Origin of the sequence: Pelistega suis (genome assembly GCF_013133795.1) — a bacterium.
GTDB lineage: Bacteria > Pseudomonadota > Gammaproteobacteria > Burkholderiales > Burkholderiaceae_B > Taylorella > Taylorella suis.
Window position 1 is genome coordinate 322867 of the sequence record NZ_JABGBN010000002.1, and the last position, 19608, is coordinate 342474.

General features: G+C 39.1%; 25 protein-coding genes. 12 read left to right on the forward strand and 13 right to left on the reverse strand.

The annotated features are described in order from the left end of the window. The first annotated feature begins 44 nt into the window (after positions 1 to 44). The 4 genes from prmB (at position 45) to HKX39_RS04845 (ending at position 3668) form a co-directional block, all read left to right on the forward strand. On the forward strand, positions 45 to 947 hold the full coding sequence (gene prmB, locus HKX39_RS04830) for a 50S ribosomal protein L3 N(5)-glutamine methyltransferase (protein WP_171680172.1): 903 nt from the start codon (positions 45 to 47) through the stop codon (positions 945 to 947). A gap of 41 nt (positions 948 to 988) precedes the next feature. Next, positions 989 to 2905, forward strand: a complete 1917-nt coding sequence (locus HKX39_RS04835; RefSeq protein ID WP_171680173.1) for an ABC-F family ATP-binding cassette domain-containing protein — start codon at positions 989 to 991, stop codon at positions 2903 to 2905. Between the two features lie 151 nt (positions 2906 to 3056). Then, positions 3057 to 3326: a type II toxin-antitoxin system HicA family toxin gene (locus HKX39_RS04840; protein WP_171680174.1), complete on the forward strand. Its 270-nt coding sequence runs from the start codon at positions 3057 to 3059 to the stop codon at positions 3324 to 3326. After that, a complete protein-coding gene (locus HKX39_RS04845; protein ID WP_171680175.1) occupies positions 3327 to 3668 on the forward strand; it encodes a type II toxin-antitoxin system HicB family antitoxin in 342 nt (113 codons plus the stop codon). It abuts the gene before it with no gap. On the opposite strand, the gene HKX39_RS04850 is transcribed toward HKX39_RS04845, so the two are convergent. From HKX39_RS04850 to HKX39_RS04865, 4 genes are all read right to left on the reverse strand, one after another. Beyond that, the gene (locus HKX39_RS04850) at positions 3665 to 4888 is read right to left on the reverse strand and encodes an ATP-binding protein (RefSeq protein WP_171680176.1); all 1224 of its coding nucleotides are present in this window, start codon (positions 4886 to 4888) and stop codon (positions 3665 to 3667) included. The genes HKX39_RS04845 and HKX39_RS04850 overlap by 4 nt on opposite strands. Positions 4889 to 4993: 105 nt before the next feature. Next, complete coding sequence (locus HKX39_RS04855) at positions 4994 to 5647, reverse strand: hypothetical protein (RefSeq protein ID WP_171680177.1); 654 nt, start codon at positions 5645 to 5647, stop codon at positions 4994 to 4996. A 59-nt stretch (positions 5648 to 5706) separates the two neighbouring features. Then, positions 5707 to 6354, reverse strand: coding sequence for an NAD(P)H-binding protein (locus tag HKX39_RS04860; RefSeq protein WP_171680178.1), 648 nt, complete (start codon positions 6352 to 6354; stop codon positions 5707 to 5709). A 50-nt stretch (positions 6355 to 6404) separates the two neighbouring features. After that, positions 6405 to 6572 (reverse strand): hypothetical protein, encoded by a 168-nt coding sequence (locus HKX39_RS04865; protein WP_171680179.1) that lies wholly within the window; start codon positions 6570 to 6572, stop codon positions 6405 to 6407. Between the two features lie 32 nt (positions 6573 to 6604). Between HKX39_RS04865 and HKX39_RS10740 the strand changes: the two genes are divergently transcribed. The 3 genes from HKX39_RS10740 (at position 6605) to HKX39_RS04875 (ending at position 7278) form a co-directional block, all read left to right on the forward strand. Then, the gene (locus HKX39_RS10740; RefSeq protein WP_281356441.1) at positions 6605 to 6727 is read left to right on the forward strand and encodes a hypothetical protein; all 123 of its coding nucleotides are present in this window, start codon (positions 6605 to 6607) and stop codon (positions 6725 to 6727) included. Between the two features lie 153 nt (positions 6728 to 6880). Continuing rightward, positions 6881 to 7021 carry a hypothetical protein gene (locus tag HKX39_RS10610; protein WP_216605045.1) on the forward strand — a complete coding sequence of 47 codons (141 nt, stop codon included), beginning with the start codon at positions 6881 to 6883 and terminating at the stop codon, positions 7019 to 7021. Next, complete coding sequence (locus tag HKX39_RS04875; protein WP_216605046.1) at positions 6997 to 7278, forward strand: hypothetical protein; 282 nt, start codon at positions 6997 to 6999, stop codon at positions 7276 to 7278. The genes HKX39_RS10610 and HKX39_RS04875 overlap by 25 nt, the downstream gene beginning before the upstream one ends. Before the next feature lie 17 nt (positions 7279 to 7295). Here the strand turns inward: HKX39_RS04875 and HKX39_RS04880 are convergent, their stop codons facing one another. The 4 genes from HKX39_RS04880 to HKX39_RS04895 all read right to left on the reverse strand — a co-directional run bounded on the left by HKX39_RS04880 (position 7296) and on the right by HKX39_RS04895 (position 11914). Next, positions 7296 to 8207, reverse strand: a complete 912-nt coding sequence (locus HKX39_RS04880) for a hypothetical protein (protein ID WP_171680180.1) — start codon at positions 8205 to 8207, stop codon at positions 7296 to 7298. Between the two features lie 76 nt (positions 8208 to 8283). After that, positions 8284 to 9492: an AAA family ATPase gene (locus HKX39_RS04885; RefSeq protein WP_171680181.1), complete on the reverse strand. Its 1209-nt coding sequence runs from the start codon at positions 9490 to 9492 to the stop codon at positions 8284 to 8286. Between the two features lie 89 nt (positions 9493 to 9581). Continuing rightward, a complete protein-coding gene (locus HKX39_RS04890; RefSeq protein WP_171680182.1) occupies positions 9582 to 10877 on the reverse strand; it encodes an ATP-binding protein in 1296 nt (431 codons plus the stop codon). A 179-nt stretch (positions 10878 to 11056) separates the two neighbouring features. Next, positions 11057 to 11914, reverse strand: coding sequence for an AraC family transcriptional regulator (locus tag HKX39_RS04895; protein WP_171680183.1), 858 nt, complete (start codon positions 11912 to 11914; stop codon positions 11057 to 11059). Positions 11915 to 12033: 119 nt separating this feature from the next. On the opposite strand from HKX39_RS04895, the gene HKX39_RS04900 reads away from it, so the two are divergent. Beyond that, positions 12034 to 12450 carry an organic hydroperoxide resistance protein gene (locus HKX39_RS04900; protein WP_171680184.1) on the forward strand — a complete coding sequence of 139 codons (417 nt, stop codon included), beginning with the start codon at positions 12034 to 12036 and terminating at the stop codon, positions 12448 to 12450. Between the two features lie 150 nt (positions 12451 to 12600). Here HKX39_RS04900 and HKX39_RS04905 read toward each other — a convergent pair whose 3' ends face one another. The 4 genes from HKX39_RS04905 to HKX39_RS04920 form a co-directional block, all read right to left on the reverse strand. Next, positions 12601 to 13740 (reverse strand): NADH-dependent flavin oxidoreductase, encoded by a 1140-nt coding sequence (locus HKX39_RS04905; protein WP_171680185.1) that lies wholly within the window; start codon positions 13738 to 13740, stop codon positions 12601 to 12603. 101 nt (positions 13741 to 13841) lie between these two features. After that, positions 13842 to 14843, reverse strand: a complete 1002-nt coding sequence (gene arsB, locus HKX39_RS04910) for an ACR3 family arsenite efflux transporter (protein WP_171680186.1) — start codon at positions 14841 to 14843, stop codon at positions 13842 to 13844. 3 nt (positions 14844 to 14846) lie between these two features. After that, a complete protein-coding gene (gene arsC, locus HKX39_RS04915) occupies positions 14847 to 15260 on the reverse strand; it encodes an arsenate reductase (glutaredoxin) (RefSeq protein WP_171680187.1) in 414 nt (137 codons plus the stop codon). A 58-nt stretch (positions 15261 to 15318) separates the two neighbouring features. Next, positions 15319 to 15633, reverse strand: a complete 315-nt coding sequence (locus tag HKX39_RS04920; protein ID WP_171680188.1) for an ArsR/SmtB family transcription factor — start codon at positions 15631 to 15633, stop codon at positions 15319 to 15321. Positions 15634 to 15753: 120 nt separating this feature from the next. Between HKX39_RS04920 and HKX39_RS04925 the strand changes: the two genes are divergently transcribed. The 4 genes from HKX39_RS04925 (at position 15754) to HKX39_RS04940 (ending at position 19087) form a co-directional block, all read left to right on the forward strand. Continuing rightward, entirely contained in the window at positions 15754 to 16413 is a 660-nt protein-coding gene (locus HKX39_RS04925) for an NADPH-dependent FMN reductase (RefSeq protein WP_171680189.1), read from the forward strand. 9 nt (positions 16414 to 16422) lie between these two features. Continuing rightward, the gene (locus HKX39_RS04930) at positions 16423 to 17715 is read left to right on the forward strand and encodes an arsenic transporter (RefSeq protein ID WP_171680190.1); all 1293 of its coding nucleotides are present in this window, start codon (positions 16423 to 16425) and stop codon (positions 17713 to 17715) included. 95 nt (positions 17716 to 17810) lie between these two features. Continuing rightward, a complete protein-coding gene (locus HKX39_RS04935; protein ID WP_171680191.1) occupies positions 17811 to 18461 on the forward strand; it encodes a methylated-DNA--[protein]-cysteine S-methyltransferase in 651 nt (216 codons plus the stop codon). After that, positions 18458 to 19087, forward strand: a complete 630-nt coding sequence (locus HKX39_RS04940) for an alpha-ketoglutarate-dependent dioxygenase AlkB family protein (protein ID WP_246226041.1) — start codon at positions 18458 to 18460, stop codon at positions 19085 to 19087. The genes HKX39_RS04935 and HKX39_RS04940 overlap by 4 nt, the downstream gene beginning before the upstream one ends. A 21-nt stretch (positions 19088 to 19108) precedes the next feature. On the opposite strand, the gene HKX39_RS04945 is transcribed toward HKX39_RS04940, so the two are convergent. After that, entirely contained in the window at positions 19109 to 19477 is a 369-nt protein-coding gene (locus HKX39_RS04945; RefSeq protein ID WP_171680192.1) for a DUF1016 N-terminal domain-containing protein, read from the reverse strand. Between the last annotated feature and the right edge of the window lie 131 nt (positions 19478 to 19608).

Sequence of the window (19608 nt, forward strand, 5' to 3'; positions counted from 1 at the left end):
CAAAACTTACCCTTTTAACCACTCACTTTCACAAAGGACTCATGATGAGCACTCAAGACTACGATGAACTACAAACCGTTCGCGACATCATCCGTTATGCCGTGTCTGAATTTAATCGTGCTCAACTCTTTTTTGGGCATGGTTCAGACAATGCGTGGGATGAGGCCGTTTATCTCACCCTATTTTCTTTAAATCTGCCCTTAGACAATCTGGATCCTTTCTTAGATGCTCGTCTACTTAAAGAAGAAAAGAAACGTTGTCTAACATTGATTCAGGAGCGTGTTAAAAAACGTGTTCCTCTTGCCTATTTGACAGGTGAAGCTTGGTTACAAGGGCATCGTTTCATTGTGACAGAGGATGTTTTAGTCCCTCGTTCCCCTATTTCTGAGCTGATTGCCGAGCAATTGCAACCTTGGGTAGCCGACCCTGATGCTCCATTAAATATCCTTGATATGTGTACAGGTTCGGGCAATTTAGCGATTCTAGCCGCTCTAGAGTTCCCACATTCACACATTGATGCTGCCGATATTTCACCTAAAGCATTAGCTGTCGCCAAACAAAATGTGGAATTATACAAATTAGGTCTACAAGTTCACCTACATCAAACTGACTTGTTCAAAGACTTGCCCCCTAAAGCCTACGATGTCATTATCTGCAATCCGCCTTATGTGAATAGCACATCCATGGAAGAGCTCCCTGCAGAATACAAAAATGAACCGGCGTTGGCATTAGCCGGAGGTGAAGACGGTATGGATGTAATCCGCAAAATCCTCTACGCTGCCCCGAACTATCTCAGCGAAGATGGCTTTATGTTGCTAGAAATTGGACATGAATATGAGAATTTCCTCACGGCATTCCCCTCTATCAGCCCAACGCTTTTAGAAACAGAAACCACAGATGAAAGCATTTTATTGTTGACGCGTGAAGAATTATTAATGCTCGATTAAGACAAGCAAATGACTCCCCTCCCGAAAGGAAAGCCACTACTATGATCCGAGCCTCTGGTCTAACACTACGTCGCGGCACTAAAGTTTTACTGGATAACACCGAGTTTGTTGTCCACCCTGGTGAACGCGTAGGTATCGTGGGTAAAAACGGTGCAGGCAAATCTAGCCTATTCGCCCTCTTACTCGGCGAGATTGACCAAGATGCTGGTGAGCTTGATATCCCTCAAGCGTGGCGCCTTTCTCATGTTAAGCAAGACACACTGGTCGGTGCGCAGAGTGCGCGCGAGTTTGTCATCGATGGTGACACACACTTGCGTCACTTACAAGCCCAACGTGCGGCAACATCCGATGAAGACGGCCAGCGTATCGCGGAGTTAGAAAGTGAGCTCACCGAAGCGGGGCATTGGACAGCTAATTCTCGTGCCGAGCAATTGCTAGCGGGGCTAGGCTTTACCCCTACGCAATGGGAACAATCCATCGAAAGTTTTTCTGGAGGATGGCAAGTCCGTCTGGCTTTAGCACGTGCCTTGATGAAACCGTCAGACTTATTGCTACTAGACGAACCCACCAACCATCTCGACTTAGATGCGATGTTATGGCTAGAAAAATGGCTACAACACTATCCAGGCACGGTCATTCTTATCTCGCATGATACCGAATTTCTGAATGCGGTAGCACGTACTATTTTAAACTTTGAAGCACAAAAACTGATTCGCTATAAAGGGGATTACGATAGCTTTTTAACACAAAAAGCTGAACGTATTCGCCAACAACAAGTGGCGATTGACCGTCAAGCGAGAGAAACACAACGTCTGCAAAGTTTTATTGATCGCTTTAAAGCAAAAGCCACGAAAGCCAAACAGGCACAAAGCCGTGTAAAAGCCTTAGCGAGAATGCAGGTGTTAGCCCCTATCAAAGCGGAACACAGTATTGATATCAAAATTCCCAATCCACTCAATATGCCTGACCCATTAATGGTGATGGATAAATTCAGTGTCGGTTATGGCGATAAAGCGATTTTAAAAAATATCACCCTCATGCTACGCGGTGGTGGGCGTATCGGTGTGCTCGGTGTCAATGGTGCAGGTAAATCAACCCTCATTAAAACGATTGCCCAAGAACTCCAACCCCTATCAGGTGAATTCCGTCCATCCAAGGGATTGTCTATCGGCTATTTTGCCCAACATCAACTGGATATGTTGGATATGCAAGCCACCCCATTAATGCATTTGCAACGTATTGCCGACCCTAATATCCGTGAGCAAGAACTCCGTAACTATCTCGGGATGTTTGGATTTAGTGGAGATGTCGTCAATAGCCCTATTACCCCCTTTTCTGGCGGAGAAAAAGCACGTCTCGCCCTATCCCTCGTCGTTTGGCAAAAACCTAACCTCTTACTGCTTGACGAGCCTAGCAACCATCTGGATGTTGAGACTAGAGAAGCCTTAGCGACCGCCTTGGCAGAATTTGAAGGTAGTGTTTTGATGGTTTCGCATGATCGTCATCTTTTACGCACAACCGTCGATAGTTTCTGGATTGTTGCGGATGGAACAGTCGCCGAGTTTGACGGCGATTTAGAAGACTATCAGCAATGGTTAGCCAATCGTCAGCAGCAGCAAAAACGCGATGAGCGTGACGAGCGAAGTCAACAACAAAGTGACAATAGCATTAACCGTAAAGAGCAAAAACGCTTTGAAGCAGAAGAACGTCAGCGTAAAGCTGCTCTGCGCAAACCACTCGAAAAACGTTTAGCCGTAGTCGAAGCTCAGGTTGAAAAAAATCAAATGCGTATTGCTGAAATAGACGGTTTTATTGCCGATGAAAGCTTTTATAGCGATGAACGCCGCGATGAACGCGTCAAACTTCTTGAAGAACACGGCACCCTCACCCGTGAGACCCAATCCCTTGAGGAAGAATGGATGACATTGCTTGAGCAGATTGAAGAGATTAATGGGTAATAGACTACCTGTTTGCCTTATTTAACTGTGTGACAAATTTGTCCTCCCCCCTCTTTTAATCCTTTATCAATTTTCCTATAGTTAGAGTCATTACTTTTATGATGAATATTTGCAACTATTTTTTAGTTGCTTTAAAATAAGGAATTGACAAATGAGTACTATAGAGAAACTATACGAACGACTGCGTAAGATTCCACCACCAAAAGATTTTAAATTTGAACAACTTATCACCTTATTGACACATTTTGGTTGTTCTTTACATGAACAGCGTGGAGGATCCAGTCATAAGTATTTTATTTTTAATTCTTCAAGATACGGTATAGTTCGCCTAGATATGGCAAAACCACATCCAAGTAGTAACTTAAAGCCCTATCAGATTAAAGCTGCTTTGCTATTCATTAATAAATATGGGATTATTTAAATGGACATTCTTAAATATCGAGGATATGAAGCGAAAATTCGTTATAGTGCAGAAGATGAAGGTCTTGTTGGTGAGATTCTCTATATTAATGATGTCATTCATTTCTTCGGCAAAAATCACCAAGAAGTTCTTCTTGCTTTTCATGAGGCGGTTGACAGCTACCTTGCTCTTTGTGAGGAACGCGGAGAATCCCCTAATCGACCTTTTAAAGGTTCATTTAATATCCGCATATCGCCTGAATTACATAAAGAACTAATCCGCAAGGCAGACCATTTAAACATAAGCCTAAATCAAATGATTGCCTCTGCACTAGAACAGTTTATTTCGCATGGCAAGCATTAATTACCCCCATATCCAAATACCTCCCAAAACGGTAATACCTCAATGGTTTTGCCATCAACGCGTATTTTATCGCTTTGATCTAAGGTGATGATATACCCCTGGTTCAGCTTAAAATAGTTCATGGCATCGAGTAGTCCATCCTGCTCTCGCCTAATATTTTCTGAATTGAGTTGCCAACACACTTGAATAACTTTTAAAGGTTCATGATTCTTACAAACAATAAAATCACACTCTTTATTGTTTTCATTGTAATAGTACAGTTCCTTATATGCTCTTCTTAATTCCCAAAAAACAGCGTTTTCTAATTTTCGCCCCAAATCTTGCGTAAAAGAAGGTGTAATTATTCGTTGTAACCCATTATCAATAAAATAAATTTTACGCGGATTAACTAACTGATTTTTATAGGAGTAAGAAAATTTTGGTAATAAATGGACAATATACGCCTGCTCTAAATGTGACAAATACTCTAATACTGTCGCTGTACTCTTCAATTCAATACTCTGTTTTAATTTATTGGCAGAAACTAAATTACCAATATTAGCGACTAAAAATAATAGCAAGCGTTTTAATGCTCTTTCATCACGGATACCATAACGGACAACAATATCACGATACAAAAGATCATTAAGCAAGGTATTAAGAATTTCATCCTCGCCTAATTGTATATATTGAGGAAAGCCACCTTGTTGTAGATACTCTTTTAGTGATGATACATTCTTTTCTTTATTCAAAAAGTTACAAAACTCAGCAAAAGAAAAAGGAAATAGCTCTTTACTGATATGCCTACCTGTAAGTTTTGTACCTAACTCACGACTTAACAAAGATGCATTCGATCCTGTCACCACTACTTGGAATCCTCTATCTAGGATACCTCGAACATAAACTTCCCAACCCTTAACGACTTGAATTTCATCAAAATACAGCGTTTTAACTTCTGGTCGCTCCGAGATAAGTTCATCCAACAAAGCAAAATCATCAAACTCAAAATTGAACAACTGAGGCGTATCAAAATTTAAAAAAAGAAATTCATTATTCGCTTTTCTTTCAATAAGCTGCGTCAATAAAGTACTTTTACCACTACGCCTTATACCAGAAATGACCAAAGCAAAATCAGGTAGCATCTTAATATCTGAAAGCATTTTTCGAGGATAGCTTTTTTGTAATATCAATTGCTCCCGTTGATATGCTATGACTTCACTCAGTTCTGATTTTCTCATCATGCTATTAACCTTAAAATTATTCGTTAATAATAAAAACTTATTTTCAATAATAACAAACAATATTGTTTATTAGCAATAAAAACTATGACGAAAGATATAAAAACATCACCCACCCAGCGCCATAATCACCACAGTTAATATAGAACCTAAAACTGCCATAACAATCCCAACGCGCAAGGGATGTGCATGCCCAGCATAGCGAGCAAACGCCACACCACAGCCAAATAGCATACCTAGGGCAATAAGACGATAAATTTGCATGGCTAAGGAGAGGTCAGCAATAAAGATAAACGGTAAGGCTAAGGGTATGGTCGTCAAACTCACTAATAAGAAAATCAGCAATGCCGCAACATAATCATCTGCTCGTAAGGTTTTTAAGGCATTAACTTTTGTACTTAGTAACCGTTGTCGCATCGACTCTACTTCATCATCCCCCACCAAAGGAGCAAGCTCTTCAGACAATGCCTCTTTCAGTAATTGCTGTCCTTTAAGCTTATCCGCCTGTTGAACGTTTTTAGCCAAATGGATATGATGGGCACGTGTTGTCAAGGTACGAACCAAATACATCACCCCATCCACAAGCCCCCAAGCAAGGTTACACCCCAGCACAGACAGCAATACCATGCGCACATCTTGTTGCCCAGCATTAGCAATCGACAAAGTTCCCAAAATCGTCATCGACATTAATAAACCAAACAGAATCTCTGAGGTTCGATCAATAGGATCTAAAATATCTTTAAACTGGCTAAGGGATTTCATACGACGTACGACTCAATACACTATGTCAATAATAGGTGTCATTCTACCAATATATATCCCTAACTTTCTGCTAATGACCAAATCTCATCGCTTTCCAAAATGAACTGTCCAAAAGGTTTCTGTTGAACGGCATGAATTAAAGCCGTCGCCAATACGCTTGTCGGCATAGGTTTCATAGACATCAATAGCCCTATCGCATTCAACCCTTTTAAAATCGCAATAGACCATCGCTCTCCTGCTCTATCGGTATTAGGACGAATCAAAGATGGAGGACGAAATATCAATAATTGCGCAAAACCTAATGCACTCATAGCGTCCTCTAATTTCCCTTTCATCTGCGTATAAAACGCTCGGGATTGGCTATTAGCATACGCCGAAGATACTAAGACACATCGGCTAACGCCATTCTGATGCGCTATCTTTGCCATCTCATATTGATAGTCATAATCTACGCGCCACTGAGCCTCCTTACTCCCTGCCGCTTTTAAGGTCGTCCCCAAGCAAGAAAATAATACATCGCCCTGAACCTTATCTTGCCACAAGGTAGGCTGATTAAAATCAACAACCTCGACGTGTAATTTAGGATGTTGCAAGGCAATGGGTTGACGGACAAAAACCTGTATTTGTGAATAATCGGTATTGTCGAGTAGCTGTTGCAACAAGGCTTTTCCTGTCGCACCTGTGGCTCCAATAATAATGGCTTTCATCACTATCCTTTAATTTTTATTGCGTTTTTTCCATCGCTTTACGAGAAAGCTTAAGCAATGGTTTGCGAGGCATAAATGGTAACACCTAATTGGCTATGAGTTTCAAGCTTGCGTTGTTTTAAAATTTTTGCTTTGTTAATACGACCAAATACTGCTCTTGGTGTTTGACAATGTCGTGCCATGGAAGACTTATACAAAGCTGGTAAAGCACGTGTCATAGCCGTAAGCAACTTTCACACAGACCGTGGTCATGGACTTAATCACTTGCCATGATATCGTGCCAGCGGTCAATCAAATTCAAACTCACCCTTTTTATCAACGTGATGAGGAAATCGCTTTTCACCAAGAATTAGGCGTTGTGCAACAAGCGTGAGCACCGCTCGCAGAAGGTAAATTCGGTATTTTTGAAAACCCTGTATTAACCGCTATTGCTAAAAAGCATGATAAATCAGTTGCGCAAGTTGTCTTACGTTAGCTCAATCAGCGTGGTATTGCCGTCATCCCTAAATCCGTTAAAGCTGAACGTATGCAAGAAAATCGCCATATTTTGGACTTTACATTAGATGCGCAGGATTTAGCACAGATTAGCACGCTTAATCGTAATGAGATTATCTTTAATCACCGAGATCCAAATATGGTGAAATGGTTAGCAGAATATCGCGGGTAGTCACTGTCAGACAACAAAGCGATAAACCGTCCGATAATCAAGGCTTAGACCAATGGCGAATTCGTCTAAGCCTCGCCAAACAATGGGCTGATGTCGTCAATAAATATGGTGGTAAAGTCGAGGTAATTGAACTACCTACGGTTGGTATTAAAGGTAATACCCATTTCCCAATGCAATCTACAAGTGGCAGAACATTTGGAGGGGTGGTTGAAAGAGAAAGGGTTGGATTAGTTAGGGGAATGCCGTCTGAAGCTTAGAGTTCAAACGGTATTTATCATAGCCCCATTTGAGAAAAAGGAACATAAATTCTCCCTTCTCTTGATGCGATTTGTTTTTTTCGATTTATTAAAGTAACAAAAGAAATTCTTTCATCTAAAACAGCCATTAAATCCGAACCATCCATAAGAATCATAACTTTATCTGAAGATTGAGAAGCAGTTATACCATCTTCAGAAAATCCATCAACGGATAAAAATAAACCTAAAGTATTTTCTAACTTAGATTTTATTTTTTCTTTAAAAATTGCCAAATCTGCACTATTGATTGGTGATCTGACCCATTTAGCCTCAAAAAGGAATTCTGTACCATCCAAGGTAAAGGCTCCATCAATTTGTTGTCCTACAACTTTAAAAGAAGCTTTAGGATCCAAATCATTTAAGGTAAATAGCCCTTTCATTAGACGTTCCAATTTAAAGCCTCGCTGCTGATTATCCTGACTTGCAGCCAGTGCAAAAAACTCTTGTTTTAAATTCAATAATTCATCTTGATAATTTTTAAAAGTTTGACGTTTCTCTTCAACTGCTTTCTTTCGCTGCTTTTTTAGCTCTTCAGCTTGCTGCATTTCTTGATGAGGTATTATAAATTGCTTTAAATGATTTACTGAGCTCATTGCAGCACGAACCTTCTCTTCCGAATTCTCAAGATAAATCAAATGACTGAAGTCCTTAAATTGACAAATATCTTGAGCTAACTGTAAAAGAGTCTCTGTGTAATTCAATTTAAATAAATAATCAATAACTGATGATGAAATTTCTCTTTTACTTAAATTCCAATCAATTCGACTGATATTAATATTTTCGGGTAAACTTTTGAATAAGAAAGATTTGAGATCTTTCTTATACCAATAAATATGGATAAGAGCTTCTTTCAGTGCAACTACGGCTGCTGGACTTAATTTTTTATTCATAAATAATCTACTTAAGAAATTAATATACTTAACTCACTAAACACCATACAACAAGAACACTTACAACCTAATCTTACTACTCCAAAACAATCCTCAAAAACTCCCTCAAACTCAAACACACCACCCCCTCAAAAGTATTGCCATCAAACTCATCCATCGTCACGACATATTTCGGATAGTTATCTTGAATTTTAAGCAGGTTACCAAATTCTCGCTCAAGCGTTTTTTCTTCGTTAATGGTAAGCGTTGCTTGCACATAAATACGTTCACCATTTTTCTCAGCGACAAAGTCAATTTCTTGACTATTTAAACCACCGATTTTGACATCATAACCTGCGATTTGTAGATGATTAAAAATACAGTTTTCAAGCAATTTGCCTCGGTCTTGCACTCGATAACCAATCAAGGCATTTCGCAAGCCTAAATCTTCAAAATAGTATTTCTCACCAATCTCAAAAATACGTTTTCCCTCTATATCATAACGAGGCACTTTGTGAATCAAAAAGGCATTAGCAAGGTATTCTGCATAGTTTTGTACTTGTGTACTTGATGTTGTGATTTTCTGTGATTTTAAGAAATCAGAGATTTTTTTAGCAGAAAACAGATTGCCGATATTACTCGCTAAAAACTGCGTAAGTTGTTCTAAAAATTGTACATTTCGCAATGAATAACGATTCACAATATCCCGAATCGCAATAGTGGAATAGATATTTCGCAGATATTCAAACACAATATTATCTTGCAATGGTAGATCTTTTAAATAAGGTAAACCACCATATTTTAAAAATAACGACATCGCTCTATCGCTATCTTCCAACTGCATAAATTCAATAAACTCAAAATAAGAAAGGGAATGGACATTGATTTCAATTGCTCGACCACTCAAGCTACCCGCAATATCTCGAGAAAGTAAATGAGCATTGCTACCTGTGCAATACAAGTCCAGCTCATCATCTAATAAAAGTGACCGTAATGCTCGGTCAAAGTCTGTAATTTCTTGAACTTCGTCGATGAAAATGTAATTTTTTTGCCCCTTTTTTTTCTGCTCTTGTACAAAATCATTTAGGTTTTCTGCCGTTAAAATATGACTAAATGCCAAATCCTCTTTGTTGATATAAATCATATGGGTATGTTTATCCGCTGTTTGAATCTCTTGCATAATCTGAAACAGCAAATAACTTTTCCCTACACGACGTTGCCCTGTGAATACCTTAATCAAATTTTTACCAATAAATGGACGCACCATATCGAGGTATTTCTGGCGGAAAATTAAATCTTTTTTCACATCAAATCCTTTTATTTATAATTGATACTTTACTATCAAAACAAAAAAGTTTCAATTATGATTGAAACTTTTTCAAAAGGCATTCAATGTTATAACGATGAAATATCACAACGATACAACGGCACATTCACCAACCAGTCCTGTTCTCGATAATCTGCCATTGATAAGCGAATAGCTTGTTCTGGTTGGTATTGATCCACATAGACTTTTAAACTCTTTGCCTTAAGATTTTCTTCTGCTTTAACCTCAATGGGAATAACTTCTTGTTTGCGTTGCAATACAAAATCCACTTCTGCAGTCCCTTTTTCGGTTGCCCAGTAATACACCGTATTCTCCTGAGTAGCCACAAGTTGTTGTAAGACATATTGCTCGGTTAATGCCCCTCTAAACTCCGTAAAGATACGATTACCCTCCAATAAAGTGCTGGCGTTCAAATGACTTTGTGCGGCCAGTAAACCAACATCCAATCCATAGAGTTTAAAAGCACTATCTTGATAGGCGGATAAAGGCAAATGCGGTTTTTTTACTCGTGCCACCGCATAAACTAAACCTCTATCCTTTAACCATTGCAAAGCGATTTCATAATCTCTACTTCTCGCCCCTTTTTGCATTTGCGAATACATAAATTTTTTATTTTCTTTTGCCAATTGCTCAGGAATAGAATGCCAAATTGAGCGAACTCTCTGCACAGTTTGCCCATCAGAAATATGCTTAGAAAAGTCCTGCTCATAAGCCATCAGTAAATTTCGTTGTATTTGACGTACTTCATCCAGATTCTGAGTTTCAACAAAGACATTGACAGCCTCAGGCATCCCTCCGACAAAATAATATTGACGAAGCAAATCAATATAGCCGGTCTTCATCGCTGTAATCAGATCCCAATCTTGCATATCAAGCAACTGAACCCAATCCTTTTTACCTAAGGCAAGAAGAAACTCTTGAAAAGTCATGGGATAAAGCGGCAAGAAGTCCACCTTACCCACAGGAAAAGAAATCTGATGATGCAACGATACACCAAGTAATGAACCGGCTGCGACAATATAAAACTGAGGTGCATTTTCATAAAAATACTTCAGTGACGCCAACGCTTGTGGCACTTCCTGTATTTCATCAAAAATAATCAGTGTATTATCCGCTTGAATATCTACGCCACTTTCGATTTTTAGCCCTAAAATTAAACGGTTAATATCATAATCACCTGCAAATAATGCTTTCATTTGCGGATTATTATCAAAATTAATATAGGCTACTTGCTCGAAAGTTTGCTCACCAAAATGCTTCATCGCCCAGGTTTTACCAACCTGTCTTGCCCCTTGAATAATCAACGGCTTACGATTTGATTTTGATTTCCATTGGATTAGTTTATCTACAATAGTACGCTGCATAACGAATTTCTTGACGAAGATTTAGTTTATTTTAGGTAAGATAAACATTTTTTTTCAACGAAAAATATCCAAATAAAACATTTTTTCCAATGAAAAATGTTAACAAAGCACACTTTTTCAAATGAAAAATTGAAAATATAGCCAACTGATATTTATAAAACGCCCTCATAGACTACTTATTATCTTTCACTTGGCGTTACACCAAAATAACGTTTATATTCGCGACTAAACTGGCTAGGACTTTCATATCCGACTTGATAAGCAGCCGCAGAAACGGCGATATTTTCTTGGGTAATTAATCTTTTTGCCTCGATTAACCTCAATGATTTTTGATACTGCAATGGCGACAAGGTCGTCAACACCTTAAAGTGATGATGAAAACCTGATAATGACATACCCGATAGCTCTGCCAATGTATCCATTCTCACAGTCTCACGAAAATATTTCTGTAAATACTGCGTTGCCTTAGCAATTTTTTGTGTGTTTGAGTCAAAATTCACCATCTGTCTTAATTGTTCCCCCTGATCACTTTGCAGTAATCGGTAATAGATTTCTTGCTGAATCAATGATGCAATAAAGTGCATATTCTTTGGATTTTCATGCAAAAGCAATAAGCGCTCAAATGCGTTTTCCAAATGCCTATCTAAATGCCATGGCATAAATACCTCCGAAACTCCCTTATGCTGAACAACATCGATTTTTTGATGAAATAAAAGTTGATTCACCATCGCCAAATCAATCTTCATCGATAACACAACAAATGGATTCTCTGGTGTTGCCTCAAGCACCCTACCACACATAGGAACATCGACAGGACAAAACATAAAATGTCGTGGATTAAAGTACAAACTTCTCTCCCCTAACCTAACCTCACGCTCACCATGCACTACGATACAAATACTCGGCTCTTGGATAATATTTTCATAAGAAAATGGCTTATCACTATGATAAATAATCAAACCATCAAGCGGAGAATGATAAGCCGCATTATGAGGAATTATCGCTAATAATCGCTGCAAAGTATTTTCTGAAAACATATTTTTTTGGATAAATAGGCAAGTAATTTGGAGAAATAATAGATAGATTACGACCAAAAATCAATATAATGAACGTATTCAAACAGCACAAACCGATTAAATTAACAAAGGAGTTTTTAATGAAGATTTTTTACAAAACCTCAGCAACTGCTACTGGTGGACGTGAAGGACATACTCAAGTCGATGACGGTTCAATTGGCTTTGATTTAGTGAGTTTCCAAAATACTAGTGGTAAAGTCGGCACCAACCCAGAACAACTCTTTGCAATGGGTTATGCCGCTTGCTTTGATAGTGCAATGAACCACGTTGCACCAAGCTTAGGCTTAAAACCAACATCTTCAAGCACAACAGTGGGCGTAGGTATTGGTCAAAAGGCTGACGGTGCATTTGCCTTAGATATTGATATCACCATTACTGTAGCAGGTTTAAGTGAAGACGATGCACATAAACTTATTGAAAAAGCCCATGCTGTCTGCCCTTACTCAAATGCTACTCGTGGTAATGTCGATGTACGTTTACATGTGAAGGTAGTATAAACTACTGATAAGATATTTCTAATACGTCAATACTCCCTCCTTTCGGTACGGTGACGTTTGTTAAGCTATTCTCTTTAACAAACGTCGCATTTTCGTCCGAAATCACTAACAATAATATCACCTATTTTTCAATACTTTCTGGGGAGGATATTAAATATCCCTCGGCGCCCAATCTTTTCCCGCCAACGGAGGCAACCACGCCCCACCCTGCACACACATTCCCCACAACAAATCAGGAATGCCATAATGGTCTTCCTTGCTCGGATCTAATACTGTAACAATCTCATTTTCACGATCATTAGCCATAAGTGTCGCAATCGTAGGATTAATCATCACTGTTTTACCCATTGCGATAAACTCTGCCCAGCCTGTTTGGTAGGCGTTTAACGCATCTTCAGCTGTAAAAATATTACCCACACCAATCAGCGGTAACTTACCATTGATACGCTCATGCACTAACTGCAATCGAGCCAATGAAGTATCCGAACCACGGCGCGCTTTTTTATAAAAATCCCACAGAGATATATGTAAATACTGCAATGGTTTTTCAACTAAAGCATCTATCAATGCAAATGTTTCCTTCATTGTTAAACCATTATCACCAGGCTCTTCTGGTGAAAAACGATAACCTACGATAAAGTCTGGGCGATTATATTTGGCACGCACTTCCAATACCGCATCCAGCACAGCCATAGGAAATGCCATACGTTTCTCAAGACTACCACCCCAAGCATCATTACGACGATTCGTTTGCGCGGAATAAAATTGTTGAATTAAATAATTATTGGCACCATGAATCTCTACACCATCGAAACCAGCACGAATAGCCAAATCAGTAGCGCGTCCAAAGCCAGCAATAACGTCAAGAATTTCTGCCTCTGTTAAAGCACGAGCCCCTGCTTCTACATTATCGCTTGGAGCAACTTTATCCAGACCATTTAATAATTCAGCAATCGCCTTATCTCCACCGTGATGTATTTGTAAAATCGCTTTTGCACCCTGATCTTGAAGTAGCTTTGCTGTACGCTTTAAACTATCCAAATGAGCATCACTAATCGCCTCAGGTTGTCCATAAAAGGCTTTACCATTTTCAGTGACCAAGGTAGCTGCTGTAATAAACATACCTATATCGCCTGCACGATTACTTAAAAAGCGCTGCTCTTGTTCACTTAAGGTACCATCTGGATTAGAGGCAAAGTGCGTCATTGGTGCAACAACTAAACGATTTTTAATTTCAATACCGTTATTCAGTGTATAAGGTTGAAAAAGCGGTTTAAATTTTGAATTCATTTCAGGGTACTTTGATTGCTAATAATTAAATCCCTTCATTGTAAGTCATTCCCTCTTTTGATGAATAATTAGCCCTAATCTCAGTAATACATTAAATCTAATCACCTATTCCAGCGATTCAACAGAGCCACTAGAGACAACATCACTGGGACTTCTACTAGCACACCCACTACAGTAGCTAACGCAGCGCCAGAATGTAGCCCAAATAAAGAGATAGCTACCGCAACCGCCAACTCAAAAAAGTTACTTGTGCCGATTAAACAAGCAGGTGCTGCCACTTGGTGCGGTAATTTTAGCCACTTGGCTAAACCATATGCTAAAAAGAAAATTCCGTAAGTCTGTACCAATAAAGGAATAGCAATAAGTCCAATTACTAAAGGCTGACTTAAAATAGTTTGCGCTTGAAAGGCAAATAACAATACAACGGTTAATAGCAACCCAGCCATAGAAAATGGTTTTAATCTTGCACTAAGTTGCTGAATTGTACTCAGTGACTGTCTTAAAACTCGACGTGTAATCCACCCTGCTATCAAAGGCAATAAAACATACAAAACTGTACTATACAACAAGGTCTGCCAAGGGATTTGAATATCACTCACACCTAAAAGAAACCCAGCAATAGGAGCAAATGCCACAATCATAATAAGATCATTAATTGACACTTGCACCAATGTATAATTCGCATCACCTCGTACCAATTGTGACCAAACAAAAACCATTGCCGTACATGGAGCAACACCCAATAAAATCATTCCCGCAATGTATTCAGTCGCAGATTGAACATCTACCCACTCAACAAAAAAGACTCGAAAAAATAACCATCCCACTAATGCCATAGTAAAAGGTTTAACCAACCAATTAATAAATAACGTTAGTGCCAAACCCTTCGGTTTTTTACCTACATCTTTAATCGCTGACCAATCAATTTGAATCATCATAGGATAAATCATCAACCAAATCAGCACGGCTACAGGCAAGTTAATATGTGCCACTTCAAGATTAGCAATCTGTGCAAATAATTCGGGTTGTACCGTTCCCAAAGCCACACCTACCGCTATGGCTAAAGCAACCCATAGTGTTAAAAACCGCTCAAAAAGTCCCATGATTTATTTTCCCCCTGCTAGAATAAGCTCACCGTCCTCTTTAACAAAATCCACCTGCAAAGGCAAAGGTGCAATTTGTAAAAACACTTCAGAGGGACGACATAATCTAACCCCTTTATCTGTAACCACAATAGGTCTATTAATAAGAATGGGGTGGGATAACATGGCTTGAATTAGGACATCATCATTTAATGTCAAATCATCTAATTTGTTCTCTAGATAAGGAGGTACATTCGTTCTTAACAATTGACGTGGTGTAAACTCCATTTTTCTTAATAAATCACGAAGCGTTTCTTCACTTGGTGGCTGCTCTAAATAATAAATAATCGTCGGCTCTATACCCATGTGACGAATAAGTGCCAGCGTATTTCTAGAAGTACCGCAATTAGGATTATGATAAATAGTAATGTTTGTCATATTCTTCTCCTATTAGTTTATTATTTCAATAACTCTTGAAATAATAGAATAAATTTTTTTAATGGTCATCTATAGAGCAGCACTCTTTCGTATTCTTACAACAATTTTGCGTTAAAAAAGCCGTTAAATGGAGCATTAACCCAACATTAGCGTAATATCGAACAAACCGCCCTTCTTGGCGACTATGCACAAGTTCTGTTTGACTTAACTTATTTAAATGAAAAGATAAGTTGTTCGGAGCAAGATTGAGTTGTCTTGCCAAATCCCCTGCAATCATTCCTTTTGATCCCATCGCAGACAATTCTTGAAAAATCATTAACCTAATGGGTGATGATAGACTTTCAAATAAAAAACTAGCTTGGTCTATATTCATAAAGTAATAATATCCTGATTATTTACCATCCTACATTTATATATGTAAAAATACCATAGCACGGTAATGAGTTTTGTCGATTTGATAAAAGTTAGTCACTGCACTACAAGGAATGTGTTAATGAATTTTCTTATTTTTTTAGGTTCAGTACGAGACAGCACACCACCCAAACCAGCAAGGCTCGGACAACGTGTCGCGATCGCTTGTCATCATTATCTACAAGCCGCTTTTCCAAACATTCATATTGAAATCATTGACCCACTCGATTATCCCTTAGAACGCGTTTTTAAACCGCATTTTGCCTATGCTAAAGGTAAAGCGCCTGATTCTTTAGAACAACTAGCAACAAAGATTGCTCAAGCTGATGGCTATGTGATGATAAGTCCCGAGTACAATCACTCTATGAGCCCAGCATTGATGGATTTACTTAATCATTTTGGTAGTTCATTATTTTCATTTAAGCCTAGTGCTATTGTGACTTATTCTGCAGGACAATGGGGTGGGATGCGAGCAGCGGTGAATATGCGCACCTTTTTATCAGAATTAGGTTGCTTATCGGTATCAGCGATGATTCACATTCCTAAAGCTCAAGAAGTACTTGATGAGCAAGGCAACTTTATTGATGGTGTAGAGGCAAGCCAGTGGCAAACGTATTTTGCTCGTACCTTTTTGCAGCTACATTGGTGGGCACAAGCCACTAAAGCCCAACGTCAAGTCAGCAATCCATTTGAAATGACTCCACCTTTTTTAATATCACCAACCCAACGTAATGCACCATAGAAACCCAATATGTTATTAGCTACCAGTATCTTTGTTTTAACGCTTATTTTTGTGATTTGGCAACCCAAAGGTTTGGGTATCGGTTGGACGGCGAGCATAGGTGCATTGCTTGCCTTGCTAACTGGGATTATTAGCACTACTGATATTCCTGTAGTGTGGCATATCGTATGGAATGCCACATTTGCCTTTATTGCAATTATTATCACCAGTCTTTTGCTTGATGAAGCAGGATTTTTTAAATGGATTGCTCTACATGTTACCAAACTCGCTAGAGGTAGTGGCATAAAGCTATTTATCTTTATCGTGCTACTAGGTGCTGTCGTGTCTGCTTTCTTTGCCAATGATGGAGCTGCGTTGATTCTCACACCTATTGTAATTGCGATTCTAACCGCATTACGCTTTAGCCCAGCAACTACATTAGCATTTATTATGGCAGCAGGCTTTATTACCGATACTGCAAGCTTGCCCTTGGTGATTTCAAACTTGGTGAATATCGTATCAGCAGATTTTTTTAATGTCCCATTTGACCGTTATACTCTGGTAATGACCCCTGTTAATATTGTATCGGTTATATCATCTTTGGGAATCCTATACTTTTTTTATCGCAAAGATATTCCGCAAGTATATGAGCTAAGTGCAGTAGAAAATCCATCCTCTGTCATTACTGATAAAACTACCTTTATAGCAGGTTGGATAGTATTAGCCGCATTGTTGCTTGGATTTTTTGTGTTAGAGCCGATGGGCATTCCAATTAGTGCTATTGCAGGACTTGGAGCAGCCGTGTTACTAGTATTGGCATATTTGGGTAAAAAATTACCGTTAACGCCAGTAATTAAAAATGCTCCTTGGCAAATCGTGATTTTTTCATTAGGGATGTACTTAGTGGTGTATGGACTAAAAAATGCAGGTCTAACTAATTATTTAGCTAATCTGTTACAACAATTATCACAACAAGGCATTTTAATAGCAACCGTGAGTACAGGAGTTTTATCCGCCATTTTATCATCGGTGATGAACAATATGCCAACCGTACTGATTCAAGCATTAGCGATTGATACTGCCCATATAGGCAATCCAATAATTAAAGAAGCGATGGTGTTTGCCAATGTGATTGGTTGTGATTTAGGACCTAAAATTACACCTATTGGTTCACTAGCAACCTTGCTATGGTTACATGTATTATCCACCAAAAACATTAAAGTAAGTTGGGGTTATTATTTTAAAGTTGGCATTATTTTAACTGCCCCAGTATTATTGGCAACCTTGGTGGCTTTAGCTATATGGTTAACAATACTTCATTAGCCATAACATATATAATGTTTTTTCACAAGAAACGGGTCGATTTTACAGCACAACTCCCCTACACTATTTCCATCACCACATATCATTCTCTTACTATGCGTGTTAAAGACCACTATCACCGTATTCGCCACACAATCGAGTATTTATATGACCATGCAGAACAGCAACCCAGTCTGCATGAATTAGCTCAACACGCTCACCTTAGCCCAGAACATTTTCAAAAGACTTTTAAAGAATATACCGGTCTAAGTCCGAAACAAATGCTCTCTTACTTGAATATTGAAACTGCCAAATCGCATTTATTAGCACATAAAAACTTAATACAAACAGCATTAGAGACGGGTTTAAGTGGCACAGGTCGTCTTCATGATTTATTTATTAAAATTGAAGGTATGACCCCTTTTGAATATCAGCAAGGTGGTGCACATTTAACCATTTACTACGCATTCCACGACACACCACAAGGCATCCCCCTACATCTCAAAGGCACGCCTTTTCAGCTCAAAGTTTGGCAAGCCTTATTAACCATCCCTCGTGGTCATTTGAGCACTTATAGTCAAATTGCCGAACAGGTAGCGAATCCCAATGCCCAACGTGCCGTCGGAAGTGCGATTGGTAAAAATCCAATTGCTGTCCTCATTCCTTGCCATCGAGTGATTAGAGAAACAGGCATCATTGGGCAATACCGTTGGGGACGTGCCCGTAAAATAGTGTTATTAGCACAAGAACAGGCAAACCAACAATGATGAATTTAAACTTGTTTGATACGCCAGCGCAACCAGAAACTAATCTGCTCCCTTATGATGGCATTGTCAATGATTACGGTATTATTTTTGATAACGATACTGCCCACCAGTATTATCAAAAACTGCTACATGACATTGCTTGGCAACATGATACGGCAGTTATCTTTGGTAAGCACATCACCACTGCACGTAAAGTAGCTTGGCACGGTCATACCGATTTCGATTATCATTATTCTGGCTCGGTGAGAACCGCCCTGCCTTGGACCGAGGACTTATTAGCATTAAAGACTATCGTTGAAACCCATCTCGCTCGAATCAGTCCCACTTCTTTTAACTCTTGCCTACTTAACCTATATGAAAATGGTCATCAAGGTATGGGGTGGCACAGTGATGATGAGGCATGCTTAGGCAAAAATACCATTATTGCCTCATTAAGTTTTGGGGCAACACGTAAATTCGCCTTTCGTCATAAACAAAGTAAACAAAAGGTAGAGTTACTTCTTGAACAAGGTCAACTCCTTGTAATGCGCGGAGGTACGCAGACCTACTGGCATCATGCCATTATGAAAAGTACACGCATCACTCAACCTCGCATTAATCTGACTTTTCGAACCATGTTGACGTGAGTTGTTGGTTTAATGAGTAAGTTAATCTTTAACTCGAGTAAATAACAAAACATTATGTCCCCACGGTAATTGTCCAACAAGCTGTTGGACAATTTCAAAATCACTCCAAGCCTCAGCAAATGCCCTCATATACAATAAATTTGCGCGCGAAAATCCTTTCATCTCAGGAAATGCCTCACGCAAATCTCGCCCTAAACGATCAATGACTTTACTACCCCAACCTTGTACCGCTTGCCGTTCTAAAATATCTCGCCCAATATGCCAGTAAAGAGCAATCAACTCCGTATTTGCCGCCAATGCCGCCTTTTGGCGAGCAGCCAACACACGCCCCTTGATATCGGCTAGCCATTGCCCATAATCCGTTGGTAATAATAAAGCTTCGTTATCCATTGCTACAGACTCCACTCAAAATGATTGTATTTCAGCAGTTATTCAAAAATTTCGAATAGCTGCATTTTCAGCTAACTCATTATCATCAAAGTAAGCGCTTTTCCATCATTCACTTTGGTGATGTTTTATCT